The organism is Actinokineospora sp. (assembly GCF_052390155.1).
Taxonomy (GTDB): Bacteria; Actinomycetota; Actinomycetes; order Mycobacteriales; family Pseudonocardiaceae; genus Actinokineospora.
Genome location: NZ_JBQTHF010000025.1, coordinates 83,518 through 97,673, shown reverse-complemented (window position 1 = coordinate 97,673; position 14,156 = coordinate 83,518). Strand labels below are relative to the sequence as shown.

Genomic DNA, 14,156 nt, shown 5'->3' with positions numbered 1-14,156 from the left:
TGGTCGAAGTGGTAGTGCAGGGCGAGGTGGGGGATGGGGTGGCGGGCGGTGGTGGCGAGGGTGGCGGCGCCCGCGTGGTGGATGACCGCGGCGCAGGTGGGTGCCAGGGCGTGCCACGGCGCGTAGGACACGACTCTGGTGTTGTCCGGGATTCGGGTGAGCTTTTTCTGTTCGGATTCGGCGATCGTGGCGACGAGTTCGATGTCCAGATCCGCCAGCGAATCGAAGATTTCTTGCGCGTTGATGGTGTAGCCGCTGTAGATCTCGGTCGCGGAGAGGCCCATGGTGAGGGCGACGCGCGGCTTTGTCGGCGGTTTCTGGAGCCAGGCGGGGACGGTGGCCGCTCCGCCGTAGGCGATGTACTGCATGCGGAGGTAGTCGAGGCCGGGTGCCTCGGTTTGCAGGCTGAGCGGGAACTGGTCGATGGTGGCGTGGCCGGTGGCCATGTCCTCGGTGTACTCGCCGCCGTACTTGCGGGCGTAGCTGCCGAGCCAGTCGGCCAGCGGATCTGCTTGCCGCGCAAGCGGTTGCTCGGCCTTGAGCCTGAGGAAGAGTTGGCGGACGCCGCCGTACACATCGATGCCGAAGAGCAGCCGGGCGTGGGCCGCGCCGCAGGCTTTCGCCGCGATCGGGCCCGCCATCGACAGCGGGTCCCAGATGACCAGGGCGGGGCGCCAGTGCCGGGCGAACTCCACCAGACCCGCGATCAGCGGGAAGTTGGCCGCCCGGACCTGCCCGGTCACGGCCTCGGCCAGGCCGGGCCGCAGATACTCCCAGGTGGCCTTCGCCGGATCGTCGAAAGCGTCGTACGGCGCGGGAATGCCCGCGCGCTGGACGTCCAGATCGTCCGACACGGCCGATCTCGCCCACATCCGCGCGGCGTCGTGGCCGACCGGCACGGCGGTGAGGCCTGCCTGGGTGATCTCGTCGGCGAACGCGGGCTGGCTGGCGACGCGGACCTCGTGGCCTGCGGTGCGCAGCGCCCACGCCAACGGCACCGTGTACCGGAACGTGGTGCTCAGGGGGTTGGTGGCGAACAGGACGCGCATGGCGGTCAGCTCCGGCTGAGGAGGGTTGGCTGGGACGAGCGGTGTCCAGACTCGGCGACCAGCCGTTCGATGTCGGCCGCGACCTCGTTCGGGGTCGGCATCGCCAGCAGTTCGTCGCGCAGCAGGGCCGCGCCCGCGGTGAACGCCCGGTCGTCGATGAGCCGGACCACGTTCTCGCGAATGGCCTGGCCGGTCGCCCGCGCGGGGTGCATGGTCAGCCCCGCGCCCACCTCGGCGACCCCCCTGGCCAGCGCCGGACCGTCGTTGTCCCACGGCAGGATCAACTGGGGCACCGCGTGCAGCGCTGTCGTCGCGAGGGTGCCGAAGCCGCCGTGGTGGATCACCACGGTGCAGGTCTGCGCGAGCGCGTGCAGCGGCACGAACGGGACGAGCCGCGCGTTGTCGGGGACGCGGGCGAGCTTGGCCTGCTCGGCCGCTGAGATGGTGGCGACCAGCTCGATGTCGAGGTCGGCCACGGAGTCGAGGATGTCCTGGACACTGGCCGCGTACTGCCGGTCGTAGTCGCTTGAGGACAGTCCCAGGGTGAGGGCCACCCGTGGCCGCTCGGGCGGGACCTGGAGCCACTTCGGGATGACCGCCGGACCGCCGTAGGGCACGTACCGCATCGGGACGTACCGCCGGTCGGCGCGCTTCTGCAGCGACGGGGGCACCAGATCGATGCTGAACTGGCCGGTGATCATGTCCTCGGTGAAGTCCGCGCCGTGCTTGCGGGCGTAGCCGCCCAGCCACGCGGCCATCGCGTCGTCGTGAGCCTCGGCGGGCTGTTCTGCCTTGAGGCGCAGGAAGTGATCGCGGGTGACGCCGTACATGTCGACGCCGAACACCAGCCGGGCGTGGGCCGCGCCGCAGGCGGTGGCGGCGATCGCGCCCGCGTAGGTCAGCGGCTCCCAGATGACCAGGTCCGGCCGCCAGTGCTGGGCGAAGCGGACCAGGTCGGCGGTGATCGGGAAGTTGGTCACCTTGTGCCAGCGCTCGACCTGCGCCTGGTAGCCGTCCCGCAGGTACGCCCACGTGATGTCCTCGGGGCGCCGGTCGGCCGCGTCGTAGAGCCTGGGCATGCCGCCGGTCGCGGCGTCGTCGATCCAGTTCGGGACCCGGGTGATGAGCTGCCGGACTTCGCTGCGACCGCCCACGGGCACCGCGGTGAGCCCGGCCTGGGTGATGGTGGCGGCGAAATCGGGTTGGCTGGCGACGCGGACTTCGTGGCCCGCGGTGCGCAGTGCCCACGCCATTGGCGCCATCGACAGGAAATGCGTGCGCTCGGGATAGACGGCGAACAGGATGCGCATGGTGGTTCCTGTGTTCAGTAGAGGGGGGTGTGGTGCTTTTCGGCGAGTTGTTCGAGATCGGGGACGAGCTGGTTGGGGGTGGGGAGGGCGTGGATTTCGGCCGCGAGGTCGGCGGCGCGCTGGGTGAAAAGGGGCTCGGTGAGCAGGCGCAGCAGGCTTTCGCGGACCAGGGGTCCGGTGGCCTCGGTGGTGTGCAGTTCGAGTCCCGCGCCGTGGTCGGCCAGTTTGCGGCCGAGGATCGGCTGATCGTTGTGGTGATGCAGGGCGAGGTGGGGGACGGGGTGGCGGGCGGTGGTGGCCAGGGTGGCGGCGCCCGCGTGGTGGATGACCGCGGCGCAGGTGGGCGCCAGCGCGTGCCAGGGCGCGTAGGACACGATTCTGGCGTTGTTCGGAACGTGGGTGAGTTTCTTCTGCTCGGATTCGGCGATGGTCGCGACGAGTTCGATGTCGAGATCGGCGAGCGCGGTGAGGATGTCCTGGGTGTTGATGGTGTAACCGCGGTATATCTCGGTGGCGGCGAGGCCCATGGTGAGGGCCACACGCGGCTTTGTCGGCGGTTTCTGGAGCCAGGCCGGGACCGTGGCCGAGCCGCCGTAGGGGATGTACCGCATGCGGAGATAGTCGAGATCGGGTGCCTCGGTTTGCAGGCTGAGCGGGAACTGGTCGACGGTCGCGTGACCGGTGGCCATGTCCTCGGTGTACTCGCCGCCGTACTTGCGGGCGTAGCCACCGAGCCAGTCGGCGAGCGGATCTGCTTGCCGCGCAAGCGGTTGCTCGGCTTTGAGGCGAAGGAAGAGTTGGCGGACGCCACCGAAGACGTCGATGCCGTCGAGCAGGCGGACGTGCGCGGCACCGCAGGCTTTCGCGGCGATCGCGCCCGCGAACGACAGCGGGTCCCAGATGACCAGCGCGGGACGCCAGTGCCGGGCGAACTCCACCAGACCCGTGATCACCGGGACATTGCCCACCCGGTGCCACCCGCGCACGGCCTCGGCCATACCGGGCCGCAGGTACTCCCAGGTCGCCTTCGCCGGATCGTCGAACGCGTCGTAGGGCGCCATGATGCCGAACCGCATCGCCGCGAGCTTGTCCGGCCGGTACTCGGTGATCCGCCACGGGTCGCTGTCGCGGCCGACCGGCACCGCGGTCAGCCCGGCCTGGGTGATCACGTCGGCGAACCACGGCTGACCGGCCACCCGGACGTCGTGCCCGGCCGTGCGCAGCGCCCACGCCAGCGGCACCAGGTACTGGAAGTTGGACTTCAGCGGGCTGACCACCAGCAGGACGCGCATGAACCCCTCCTCACGCCGTGGCGCCGCGCGCGACGACGGCCGCGAGGTTCTCCAGGCCGTCGAGCAGCGGCACCCGCGCGCACCAGTCGGTGGCCTGCTGGAATTGCGCGGGGTCGACCCCGAAGTCGAGCAGGTCGGTCGGCACCGCGTAGTCGGCGGGCACGGTCGAGGTGACCGGGACCGGCGCCCGCCCGGTCTGCGTCGCGACCACCTTCGCGATCATCGTGAACAGGTCGCGGACGCTGGTCTGCAGGCCGCTCCCGACCGCCCAGTGCCTGCCCGCGACGACGTCGACGTGGTCCAGTGCGGCGGCGAACGCGCGGGCCGCGTCGTCCACACAGAGCAGGTCGCGCTTGGCGGAGCCGTCGCCCCACATCGTCAGCTCCTGGTCGGCGAACGCCCGGCGCGTCATCGCGGCGACCACGCCGCGGTCGAGTTCCGGGTCGTCGGTGCCCCGGCTGTACAGCGTCGCCAGCCGCAGCGAACTGGCCCGCACCAGACCTTCCGCGGTGGCCTCGGTCAGCACCCGCTCCGCGCCGAGCTTGTGCCGGTCGTAGACGGTCAGCGCTTCCTCGGCGTCGGTGTCATTGCCCGCGTGTGCCGCCGACTGCGAGATCGAGCCCGCGAACAGGACCACCGGGGGGCGCTCCGGCCGCTGTGCCCGGATGGCGTCGACGACGTCGCGCACCAGGCCGAGGTTGACCCGCTCGGCCATGGTGTCGCTTGTGGACACTCGCCACGTGCCGGGCCCCGCGTTGTGCGAGATCAGGTGCACCACCGCGGCGGACCCCGCGACCGCGTCGGCGACCGCACCCGGCGTCGTCAGGTCGACGGTGCGGACCTCGACGTCCGCCAGCGCCGACGGCGGGACGGCCGTCGGCCTACGCCCGACCAGCCGGAGCCGAATCCGCTGGCTCGCCAACTGCCGAGCCACGGCTGTGCCGAGGAGTCCCGACGAGCCGAGCACCGTGACCTGTCGAGGCGATTGCGGGCCTGCCACTGATTCTCCTTAGTCGCACTGGGAAAGCAGGACTTCGTCGGGAGCCGAGCGCCAGTCGTGCGGCGCCGACAGCAGGCGCTGGATCTCCGTGTTGTTCACCTGGCCCTCCCATTCCTGGCGCTTGATCTGGAACGTGTGCAGATCCCAGTTCCGGCCGCGGAAGTAGAGGTGATCCCGCAGGATGCCCATGCCGCCAGGACCCTCGTTGTCGCTTGTGGACAGACCGAACGTGTCGAAGCTGGCCTCGGTGGTCTGGGTGATCACCTGGTCGATGTTGAACGACGCGAACGCGTAGTTGATCGACAGGTAGATGACCTCACTGCCGATCCCGAGCCGCGCCTTCTGCGGGTCCAGGTAGACACCGGACTTGATGTGCCCGGCCGGATCGAGCCCGAACAGCGTGCTGAAGCCCAGTACATCCCCGTTGCCGCGCTGGGTGACGATGAAGGCGGCGTTGCTGCGCCTGGCCAGATCCGGGTTCGCCGCGGCCCCCGGGCGGACGCTCTCGATCCCGGTGCGCAGCAGGGTGCCGAGGAAGCTCGGGTGATCGCCCTTGACCGCGGGGCGCAGCACGGTGCGGCGCGAGGTCGTGTGGGGGAAGAGCAAAGGGGTTGTCCAATCGTCTCGTGCGATGCCCTGGCCGTCAGGTGCGGCTGGTCTGGGCCGGTTCGGTCCGTCTGCCGGTGTCGCGGTCCCGGGTGTTGTCCCAGCTCATCTCCCCCATGGCGGCGGGCAGTTCGTCGATGTCGCGCAGGTCGGCCGCGGTGAGCCGCAGGTCGGCGGCGGCCACGTTCTCGGTGAGCCACTGCAGCCGCCGCGTCCCCGGGATCGGCACGACCTCGGGGCCCTGGGCGAACGTCCACGCGATCGCCACCTGGGCCGCCGTCGCGCCGTGGCGCGCGCCGACCGAGCGCAGGCGCTCCACGATGGTCTGGTTGGTGTGCATCGCCTCGGCGCCGAACCGGGGGTCGCGGTTGCGGGAATCGCCGTCGATCAGGGTGGACGGGCCGAGTTTGCCGGACAGGTAGCCGCGGCCGACCGGCGCGAAGGCGAGGAATCCCACGCCGTTGCGGCGACACCACGGCAGGACGTCGCCGCGGTTGCCCGTGGCCCAGACCGACAGTTCGTACTGCACGGCGGTGATCGGCCAGATCGCGTGCACCTCGTCGAGTTCGTCGACGGTCGCGTGCGAGATCCCGAGCGCGCGGACTTTGCCCTCGGCGACCAGCTCGCCCAGCGCGCCCCACGTCTCGCTCAGCGGGACCTTGGGGTCGACGCGGTGCAGTTGGTACAGATCGATCGCGTCGACCCGCAGCCTGCGCAGCGAGCCGTCGCAGGCCGCCCGCAGGTGCTCCGGCCTGCCGTCGCGGCGGAACGTGCCGTCCGGCGCGGTGACCAGGCCGCACTTGGTGGCGATCTTCGCGTTGTGCGTGCGGTTTCCCAGGGCTTGGCCCAGGAGCAGTTCGTTGGTGAACGGGCCGTACGCGTCGGCGGTGTCGAAGAGATCGACACCGAGGTCGAGCGCGCGTTGAATGACCCGGATCGACTCGTCGTTGTCCCGGTCGCGGGGGCCGTATCCGTGTGACATCGAGCTGCAGCCGAGGCCGATCGCGCTCACCACGAGGCCGTTGGCGAGGTGTGTCTTCCTCATTGTTTTCTCGTCTCCCAAATCTCCCGCGCAGGTGATCTAGGCTCGCCCGGCGAATCGGTGGGCGAGTCGGCAGCGGTGCCGCGATGCGGAACCTTATGCGGCAGTTTCACCTGCTCGCGGTCAGGTGGTGGATTTCGGGTGGGACATTCGAGGAACTGTGCGACCAGGTCGGGCGTCGATTCCCGGGTGAACGAGATCGCATTCTTGACGGCGATATCCGGCGCCTGGTAATAGCGGGTGCCCGCCGCTGTCGACACCCCCACGGTCATCAATCGGAACAGCCGCTGCACCGGTGACCTGCGCAGTTTCCAACCGATGATCGCCTGCCGCTGCAGCGCGGCCGTGGTCTGCCTCGACAGGCCGCACCGCAGCACGAGGTACTCCCCGTCCAGCGTGTGCCCGAGCGACCGGTAGGCGACCACGGCCAGCGGCACGGTCACGACCGGCATCGCCGCCGCGATCAGCCACACCCAGGCGGGCAGCGCGCCGGTCGACCCGAGCACGGCCAGCGCGGCGGTGAGGATCGCGGGCACGGTCAGCGCCCACACCAGCCGCCGGTACAGCGCGGTGCGGGGATGGCGGCGCAGCGGGGCTTCGAGCGGTCGGGCGCCGTCCGGCAGGACGAGCCGGGCCACCCGGCGCGCCTCGCCGATCGGCGCGCGGGGCAGGATCGTGCTCGCCATCTCGCCGCCCGACCAGCTCGACAGTCCCGTCGAGATGACCTCGGTCTCGGTGAGCCCTATCCACCGCCAGAACAGCGGCTGGCTGATGTGGATGCCGCGCAGCCGCTTGTCCTCGCGGTAGACCTCCCGGGTCTTGAGCAGGCCCTGCCTGCTCAGCAGCGCGGAGCCGCCGTCCGTCGTGGTGTGCACGAGGTGGAACTTCCAGTTCCCGGAGACGAAGCCCAAGGCCATGGCGAGGAAGCCGACGAGGAAGGTCCCGCCGACCCCGACGCCGATCGACCACCACACTCCGAGCCGGTTCCAGCCGATCAGGCTGTTCAGCGCGACGAGCAGGTCGACGTTGAGGACCTGAAAGGCCCAGTACGCGCTCCACAGCATCAGGGCGCCCAGCGGGAGCGCCCAGATGCTGAAGATGTTGTAGAAGATCCAGGACCAGCGGAACCGGGCGATGACGTCCTCGTCGCGCGCCGGGGACGCCGCCTCGTCGTCGGCGGCCTGGTTGCCCAGGAGTTCGCGGCGCAGTTCCGCGGCGGCCCGCTTGTCCAGCGCGTCGAGCTTGAACGACTGCCGGGCCTCGCCCGAGCTGATCGACACCACGCGCAGGCCGGAGAGTCGGTGCCGCAGCCGCGCGTGCGTGTCCACGGTGCGAATGCGGTCCCGCGGCACCGAGCGGTGCTTGCGGACCAGCTTCCCGGCGTGGATCTCGACGCGGTCCGCGGTGACCCGGTATCGGGTCTTCCACCAGCGCAGCAGGTCGTTCAACGACGAGAAGGCACCCAGCGCGCTGACGACGATCACGGGCCAGAGCCCGAAGGTGCCCGAGCTGAAGTCGAGATCGAACACGACCGTGGCCAGCACGCTGGGCAGCATCGACACCAGGAGCTTGACCGCGTCGACCCACACCACGCGGATGTGCAGACGCTGCCACGGGACCTCGTCGTCGGCCGCCAGCGCGGGGTCCACCGCGGTCGCTGTCTGGCTCACGTGGCATCGCCCGGGGTCAGTTTGGCTATGTCGGTCAGCATGGCCGCGGTCTCGGCGGCGACGGCGTAGTCGAGACCGTCGATTTTGATCTGGCCCTCCTTGGCGGCGGTGATCACCTGGACGGTGGCCAGTCCGAGCAGTTGCTGCAAGGGTCCGCGGATCACGTCGACGCTTTGCACGCGGGAGATCGGGATGATCCGCCATTCATGGACGAGCCAGCCCTTGAGCGAATAGACCGCGTCTCCCGTGGTTTCCCAGCGGTGCACGTAGTAACGCCACACGGGCATGGCGACCAGGTTCACAGCGAAGGTCGCGGCCAGCGCGATCCACAGCGGGCCGAGCCAGGGCCGGGTCGACTCGAACTGGCCGTACAGGAAACCGAGACCGCCCAGGGTCGCCACCGTCCAGAGCGCGACTCGAAGGGTCCACCACAGGATCGCGCGTCGTTCTACCCGGTGCCGCGGCTTGCGCAGTACGAGTTGCTGCTCGTCGGGCGCCGCCGTGCCAAGCGCGGGAAACGTATTGGACATAGCGTCATGTTGCATCAATCGTCACCGTGACCCAAACGATGGTTTATCGGCTTTACGTCAATGGCGGCCAAGAGTATGCGCGACGCGCGCCCACGGCGGAGTGCCTGAGCTGGAGTTATCGTCCGCGCCGACGCAGTGTGGCAGCGCGACGGACCTCCGTCACGCTGCCACTTTCGCTCACTTCGCCGGGTCGAGGGCGGGTGTTGCGGCTCGGTCCAGTACCGAGACAATCCAGCCGAGCAAGTCCTGTTCGGCCCGCTCAGCGGCCTCCAACCAGGTCTGTTTCTGGCCGGAGACGAGATTCATCTTGAAATGCACGGTTTCCGCTTCCGGCACCTCGGCACCCGCGCCGAGTTCGCGGCCCGCGCGGACCTGTCGGCGCAGCTCGTTTCGGGACCAGCCGTTTGCCTCGGCTTTGGTCAGCCATTTCTCCTGTTCGGCGTCCGGGAGGCTGGCGACTTCGGCGTGGTGCTGGAAGCTGAGCTTTCCGCGGCGCCTGCCGGGCGCGAACTGGCGCGCGACCCAGGCATAGTTCCGCAAGGTCTGATAATCGAGCGACGTCTCCGCGATGGCGTGCTTGTAGCGCTTCGGATATTCGGCCTGGCCGTAGAGCAGCCAATCGCCGAGCCACCAGGCCGAGGAATCGGAGATGACATGGATCTGACGCCCCAGGTTTCGCCAGGCATGAATGGGCATTCCCTGTGAGATAGTCAATGCCGTTCGCTTCGTCACCGCTGCGCCGTCCATGGCTAATCGGCTGGTCGAAGTGTTCCTCATGGGAACCCCGGCCGGCGCTGGTGCCGGCCTGGTTCCACTCTCGATAACGGCCATCTGCTAGGTACCCGTCCTTCGTCCAGACATGTCGAAGTTCCTGGCGAGGAGGCTGTCAGACGTTTCTCGACAACACCTACACAGAAGCCAAACGTCGAGGTGGCGGGCGATATTCGCCACTTCGCCAGTGTCCCGCTGGCGGGACACTTCGGTGTGGCCGGACGGCCACCATTATATCTAGTGATCTCCCTAACCGGGAAGCCCTAACGTGGCGCGTTCCAAGAATCGCGAGGCAGTCTGGGGCGGCCTGCAGTGAGTATTCGTTCGACCGCTGTCGGTGGATTGCGCCGGATACCGACGGAATCCACCGGACCTCGACCCGGCCGGGTCGCACCAGGCGCCCGAGGTGTTGTCGCCCCGCCGGTCGGTGTCGACCGAATGCGGCACCGACTCGCCCATTCGGACCTGGACCCGGAGGCGCTGTCAAGTTGAATGGCGAACCATTGTTTCGCAGGCCGCCGTGTCGGTCGAACAACCTTCATCACCGCGCTGACCTGCGCCGATGTCCGCCGAATTCGGGGGGTCGGACGCTTATGTCCGCCTTGTTCGCGACGGCCAACAGACCGTCGCGCGGGTGTGGCCAGGTGTTTACGTGAATCGTCCACGGAAAGCGTGACGTCGCGGTAGGGTGGGCCGGGTCCACTGTGCGAGGGGGAGGCTATTATGGAGGGGGATACTACTGTTGTCGGCGCAACTCTTTTAGGTCCGGTGCAGGCATCCCGCGGCGGGCAGATCATCGATCTGGGTCCCCCCCGGCTACGCACCGTTTTCGCCGTCCTGGCCACCAATACGAACCGCGTGGTGAGCCGCGAGGAATTGGTGGACGCGGTATGGGGCGTGGACGCCCCGGCCACCGCGATCAACAGTGTCTACACCTACGTGGCGCGCCTGCGCGGCAAGCTGGAGCCGACTCGGCCGCTCCGCGCGCAGGGTGAACTGCTGGCCTCCGACGGTGTCGGCTACATGCTGCGGCTGTCGGCGGGCGACGTCGACAAGGACTGCTTCGAGACGCACCTGCGGCGGGCCCGCCAGTGCCGCGGCACCAACGCGGCGATCACCGCGTCGAGCGAGCTGGAGTTCGCGTTGAACCTGTGGCGCGGCACCGCGTACGGCGGCGCGGTCGGGCCGTTCGTGGAAGCCGAGCGCACCCGGCTCACCGAGTTGCGCTTGACCGCGACCGAAGACCGCGCGGAACTGGCCTACGAGCTGGGCAGGCTCACCGACCTGGTGGGCGAGCTGTCCGGCCTGGTCAGCGCCCACCCGCTGCGCGAACGCCTGCGATACCTGCTGATGCTGTGTTACGCCCAGCTCGGCAGACGCGCCGAGGCCCTGCGGCTCTACCACGACGTGCGCGCCCACCTCCTGCAGGAGCAGGGCATCGAGCCGGGCGAGCAGTTGCAGACCCTCTACGAGGACCTGCTCCGAATCCGGGCTCGCCAGGCCACCGTGCCCGCGCAGCCCGCGCCCCGGCCGGACCCGCCCGCCGCCGGGCGCATCGTGCTCGCCCAGTTGGCCCGCGACGTCCCCGATTTCACCGGCCGGGCAGGCGAACTCCGCGAGCTGCGCGAACTGACCTCGACGGTCGGAAACGGCAACGCGGGCGGGGTCATCCTGCTCAGCGGCGCACCGGGAGTCGGCAAGACCGCTGTCGCCGTGCACTGTGCGCACCGGCTCGCCGACCGGTTCCCCGACGGCCAGCTGCACATCGATCTGCGCGGGGCGAACGGGCCGCTGGCCGCGACCGAGGTGCTGCGCCACCTGCTCGCCACCCTCGGCACCCCCGGTCCGCTGCCCGACGACCCCGAACAGCTGTGCACGCAGTACCGGAGCATGGTGGCCGGTCTGCGGCTGCTCATCCTGCTCGACAACGCGGAGTCCGTGCACCAGGTGCGGCCGCTGCTGCCCGGCGCCAGCTCGTGCCTGGTGATCGTGACCAGCCGCAACCGGCTCGCGGGCCTGACGGTGCGCGACGGTGCCCGGCGCTTCGTCCTGGACGCCATGGACGAGGACGACGCGGTCGAGCTGTTCACCAGGGTCGCGGGCCGGTCGGTCGCCACCTGGGGTCAGCCGGACGTGGCCAAGCTCGTCGAGTGCTGCGGCAGGCTGCCGCTGGCGGTGCGCGTCGCCGCCACCCGGGTGGCGCTGGCCCCGAGTCCTGAGCGCGCCCTCGCGCTGCTCGGCAACTGCGAGGAGGAGCTGCTCGACCGGCTCGAAGTGCCCGGCGACGAGCATTCGTCGGTCTCCGCGGTGTTCGGGTGGTCCTACCGCGCGCTGTCCGAGGACGCCGCGCGCATGTTCCGCGCCATCGGCCGCCACAGCGGGCCGGACTTCACCCTGGCGATGGCGGCGGGCCTGGCCGGTGTCGACTTGGCACGCTGCCGCCGCATGATCGACGCGCTGCTCGATGCGAACCTCCTCCAGGAACCCGTGCACGACCACTTCCGGCTCAACGCGTTGATCTTCGCCTACGCCCGTCGACTCGGGTCGACGCCGGAACAGTTGTTCGGCCAGGTGACCGTCGTCCCCGACGCGGGGTGACCGCGCTCTGACTTCACGGCTCTGACCTCAGGCGGCCGTCGATTTCATCCGGTCCGCCGCGACTATCACGACGATTCCGAGCACCGAGACGGTCAGGTTGGCGAAGACCTCGTAGCCCTGCAGGAAACCGACGTTGGCGATCACGACGCGGTTGAAGAAGTTCAGGATCGGGCCGAGGATGGGCTGCATCCAGAGATGGTCGATCGTCCCGGAAATGCCGCAGACGATCAGCAACAGGCCAAAGAGCTGGATTGCTTTGCGCATGCCCGAAACGATAGCGGTTTCGGCGCACCGGGCGAGCAGGTCGCCGGTATGTTCCGCCGCGACCAAGGCCGACAGTTCCGACCGGCCGCGCGTCCGAAAGTATGGAGTTCGGTATCCATCGGCGTCGGCGGACCGAACCGCTGGCCGCCGCGCCGGTCCGGTCACTATCTTCGGTGGAATGGACGGCACCGCGACAGCGTTCCGGCGACAGCCACGCGACTGGCTCGTGGACGTCGTGCTGTTCCTGTGTGCCGCGGCCTATGGCGTGCTGACGGCTTCCGCGAGCATTCAGGACGCGGTCCCGCACGAACCGAGCTGGATCTTCGTCGGCGACCAGATCGCGGGCGTGCTGGGCTGCGCCGCGCTGTGGCTGCGCAGGAGGTGGCCGGTCCACCTCGCGGTCGGGCTGATTGTGCTGTCGTCGGTCTCCGAGCTGATCGCCGGGGCGATGCTGGCGGCACTGTTCACCGTCGCCGCCAACCGGCCCACCCGCACGACGGCTGTCGTGTTCTCGCTGAGCCTGCTCGCCGCGCTGGTCTACGTCGCGGTTCGGCCCGACGGCGAACTCCCGGGCGTCCTGCTGCTGATGATCGGCGTGGTGGTCCAGTGCGCCGTGGTCGGCTGGGGCCTGTTCGTTCACCACCAGCGCCAGCTCGTGGCGCACGCGCAGACCGAGGCGCGGCTGCGGTCGGAGCAGGCCCAGCAGCGGGCCAGGGAGACCGTCGCCAGGGAGATGCACGACGTGCTCGGCCACCGGCTGTCGCTGCTCAGCGTGCACGCGGGCGCGCTGGAGTACCGCGCGAACATGCCACCCGAGGACGTGGCCAGATCGGCCAAGGTGATCAGGGAGAGCGCGCACCAGGCGTTGAAGGACCTTCGTGACGTGCTGCACGTGCTGCGCGCCCCGGTGAACGAGCTGCCGCACCCCACCTACGCCGACATCCGCAGGCTGGTCACGGAGTCCGGCGACGCCGGGATGAAGGTCGTGCTGCGCGACCAGGTGGCCGAACCGGTGCCCGACGGGCTCGGCCGGGCCTGCTACCGGATCGTGCAGGAGGCGCTGACCAACGCCCGCAAGCACGCCCCGGGCACCGAGGTGGCGGTGCGCCTGGCCGGGTCGCCCGGCGGCGGACTGGACGTCGAGGTGTGCAACAGTGCGCCCGCCGCCGTGCACCGGCCCGCCGCGGCCCGGCCGGGATACGGCCTGGTCGGCCTGGCCGAGCGGGTCGCGCTCGCGGCCGGGCGCATCGAACACGGGCCGACCGAGGCGGGCGGGTGGCGGCTGTGGGCTCGGATACCCTGGGCGGCATGACCTTGGCCGAACCCGGGACGATCGACGTGCTGATCGTGGACGACGATCCGCTCGTGCGGGCCGGTCTGACGCTGATGCTCGGTGGCGCGCCCGACGTCCGGGTCGTGGCCGAGGCGGGCGACGGCAACGAGGTCGGCCCGCTCATCGGCGCGCACTCGCCCGACGTGGTGCTGATGGACATCAGGATGCCCGTGATGGACGGGCTCGCCGCGACGGAAGCCTTGCGGGGCCTGGACAACGCGCCGGAGGTCATCGTGCTGACCACCTTCGACGCGGACGACCACGTGCTGCGCGCGCTGCGTGCCGGGGCGGCGGGCTTCCTGCTCAAGGACACCCCGCCCGACGAGATCGTCGCCGCGATCCGCAAGGTCGCGGCCGGTGACCCGGTGATCTCGCCCGCGGTGACCCGGCGCCTGATCGCCCGTGCCGTGGCCGCCACCGACCAGGACCTGCGGTGTGCCAACGCCCGCAAGCGGCTCGCGCTGCTCAACGACCGCGAACGCGAGGTCGCCGCGGCGGTCGGCGACGGGCAGTCGAACGCCGAGATCGGGGACACGCTCTATCTGAGCGTGCCCACGATCAAGGCGCACGTCTCGCGGATCCTGACCAAGCTGAACCTCAACAACCGGGTCCAGATCGCGCTGCTCGTGCACGACGCGGGAAGCACCGACCACTAGCGGATCGGCCGGAACAGATCGGCCGGAACAGATCA

The 14,156-nt window shown here is 69.8% G+C and carries 13 protein-coding genes; 3 read left to right on the top strand and 10 right to left on the bottom strand.

Annotated features, from left to right (window positions below; all coding sequences use genetic code 11):
- The 9 genes from ACT4N7_RS09620 to ACT4N7_RS09580 form a co-directional block, all read right to left on the bottom strand.
- Positions 1-1,049 (bottom strand): nucleotide disphospho-sugar-binding domain-containing protein (locus ACT4N7_RS09620; protein ID WP_444828280.1); only part of this gene is annotated, 1,049 nt, incomplete at its 3' end.
- A 5-nt stretch (positions 1,050-1,054) separates the two neighbouring features.
- A complete protein-coding gene (locus ACT4N7_RS09615) occupies positions 1,055-2,359 on the bottom strand; it encodes an activator-dependent family glycosyltransferase (RefSeq protein ID WP_444828279.1) in 1,305 nt (434 codons plus the stop codon).
- A 14-nt stretch (positions 2,360-2,373) separates the two neighbouring features.
- Positions 2,374-3,651, bottom strand: coding sequence for an activator-dependent family glycosyltransferase (locus ACT4N7_RS09610; protein ID WP_444828278.1), 1,278 nt, complete (start codon positions 3,649-3,651; stop codon positions 2,374-2,376).
- Between the two features lie 10 nt (positions 3,652-3,661).
- Entirely contained in the window at positions 3,662-4,651 is a 990-nt protein-coding gene (locus ACT4N7_RS09605; protein ID WP_444828277.1) for an NAD-dependent epimerase/dehydratase family protein, read from the bottom strand.
- Positions 4,652-4,660: 9 nt separating this feature from the next.
- A complete protein-coding gene (locus tag ACT4N7_RS09600) occupies positions 4,661-5,257 on the bottom strand; it encodes a GNAT family N-acetyltransferase (RefSeq protein ID WP_444828276.1) in 597 nt (198 codons plus the stop codon).
- Between the two features lie 37 nt (positions 5,258-5,294).
- Positions 5,295-6,302, bottom strand: coding sequence for an aldo/keto reductase (locus tag ACT4N7_RS09595; RefSeq protein ID WP_444828275.1), 1,008 nt, complete (start codon positions 6,300-6,302; stop codon positions 5,295-5,297).
- On the bottom strand, positions 6,299-7,969 hold the full coding sequence (locus ACT4N7_RS09590; RefSeq protein WP_444828274.1) for a PH domain-containing protein: 1,671 nt from the start codon (positions 7,967-7,969) through the stop codon (positions 6,299-6,301). Before ACT4N7_RS09590 ends, ACT4N7_RS09595 begins: the two co-directional genes overlap by 4 nt.
- Positions 7,966-8,499, bottom strand: coding sequence for a PH domain-containing protein (locus ACT4N7_RS09585; RefSeq protein WP_444828273.1), 534 nt, complete (start codon positions 8,497-8,499; stop codon positions 7,966-7,968). Before ACT4N7_RS09585 ends, ACT4N7_RS09590 begins: the two co-directional genes overlap by 4 nt.
- A gap of 177 nt (positions 8,500-8,676) precedes the next feature.
- On the bottom strand, positions 8,677-9,246 hold the full coding sequence (locus tag ACT4N7_RS09580) for an LmbU family transcriptional regulator (protein WP_444828272.1): 570 nt from the start codon (positions 9,244-9,246) through the stop codon (positions 8,677-8,679).
- A gap of 747 nt (positions 9,247-9,993) precedes the next feature.
- Here ACT4N7_RS09580 and ACT4N7_RS09575 point away from each other — a divergent pair.
- Positions 9,994-11,868 carry an AfsR/SARP family transcriptional regulator gene (locus ACT4N7_RS09575; protein ID WP_444828271.1) on the top strand — a complete coding sequence of 625 codons (1,875 nt, stop codon included), beginning with the start codon at positions 9,994-9,996 and terminating at the stop codon, positions 11,866-11,868.
- A 27-nt stretch (positions 11,869-11,895) separates the two neighbouring features.
- On the opposite strand, the gene ACT4N7_RS09570 is transcribed toward ACT4N7_RS09575, so the two are convergent.
- Positions 11,896-12,132: a hypothetical protein gene (locus ACT4N7_RS09570; RefSeq protein ID WP_444828270.1), complete on the bottom strand. Its 237-nt coding sequence runs from the start codon at positions 12,130-12,132 to the stop codon at positions 11,896-11,898.
- A 178-nt stretch (positions 12,133-12,310) separates the two neighbouring features.
- Here ACT4N7_RS09570 and ACT4N7_RS09565 point away from each other — a divergent pair, with 178 nt between their 5' ends.
- Both ACT4N7_RS09565 and ACT4N7_RS09560 read left to right on the top strand, forming a co-directional pair.
- The gene (locus ACT4N7_RS09565; RefSeq protein WP_444828269.1) at positions 12,311-13,444 is read left to right on the top strand and encodes a sensor histidine kinase; all 1,134 of its coding nucleotides are present in this window, start codon (positions 12,311-12,313) and stop codon (positions 13,442-13,444) included.
- A complete protein-coding gene (locus tag ACT4N7_RS09560; protein ID WP_444828268.1) occupies positions 13,441-14,121 on the top strand; it encodes a response regulator in 681 nt (226 codons plus the stop codon). Before ACT4N7_RS09565 ends, ACT4N7_RS09560 begins: the two co-directional genes overlap by 4 nt.
- Positions 14,122-14,156: the final 35 nt, after the last annotated feature.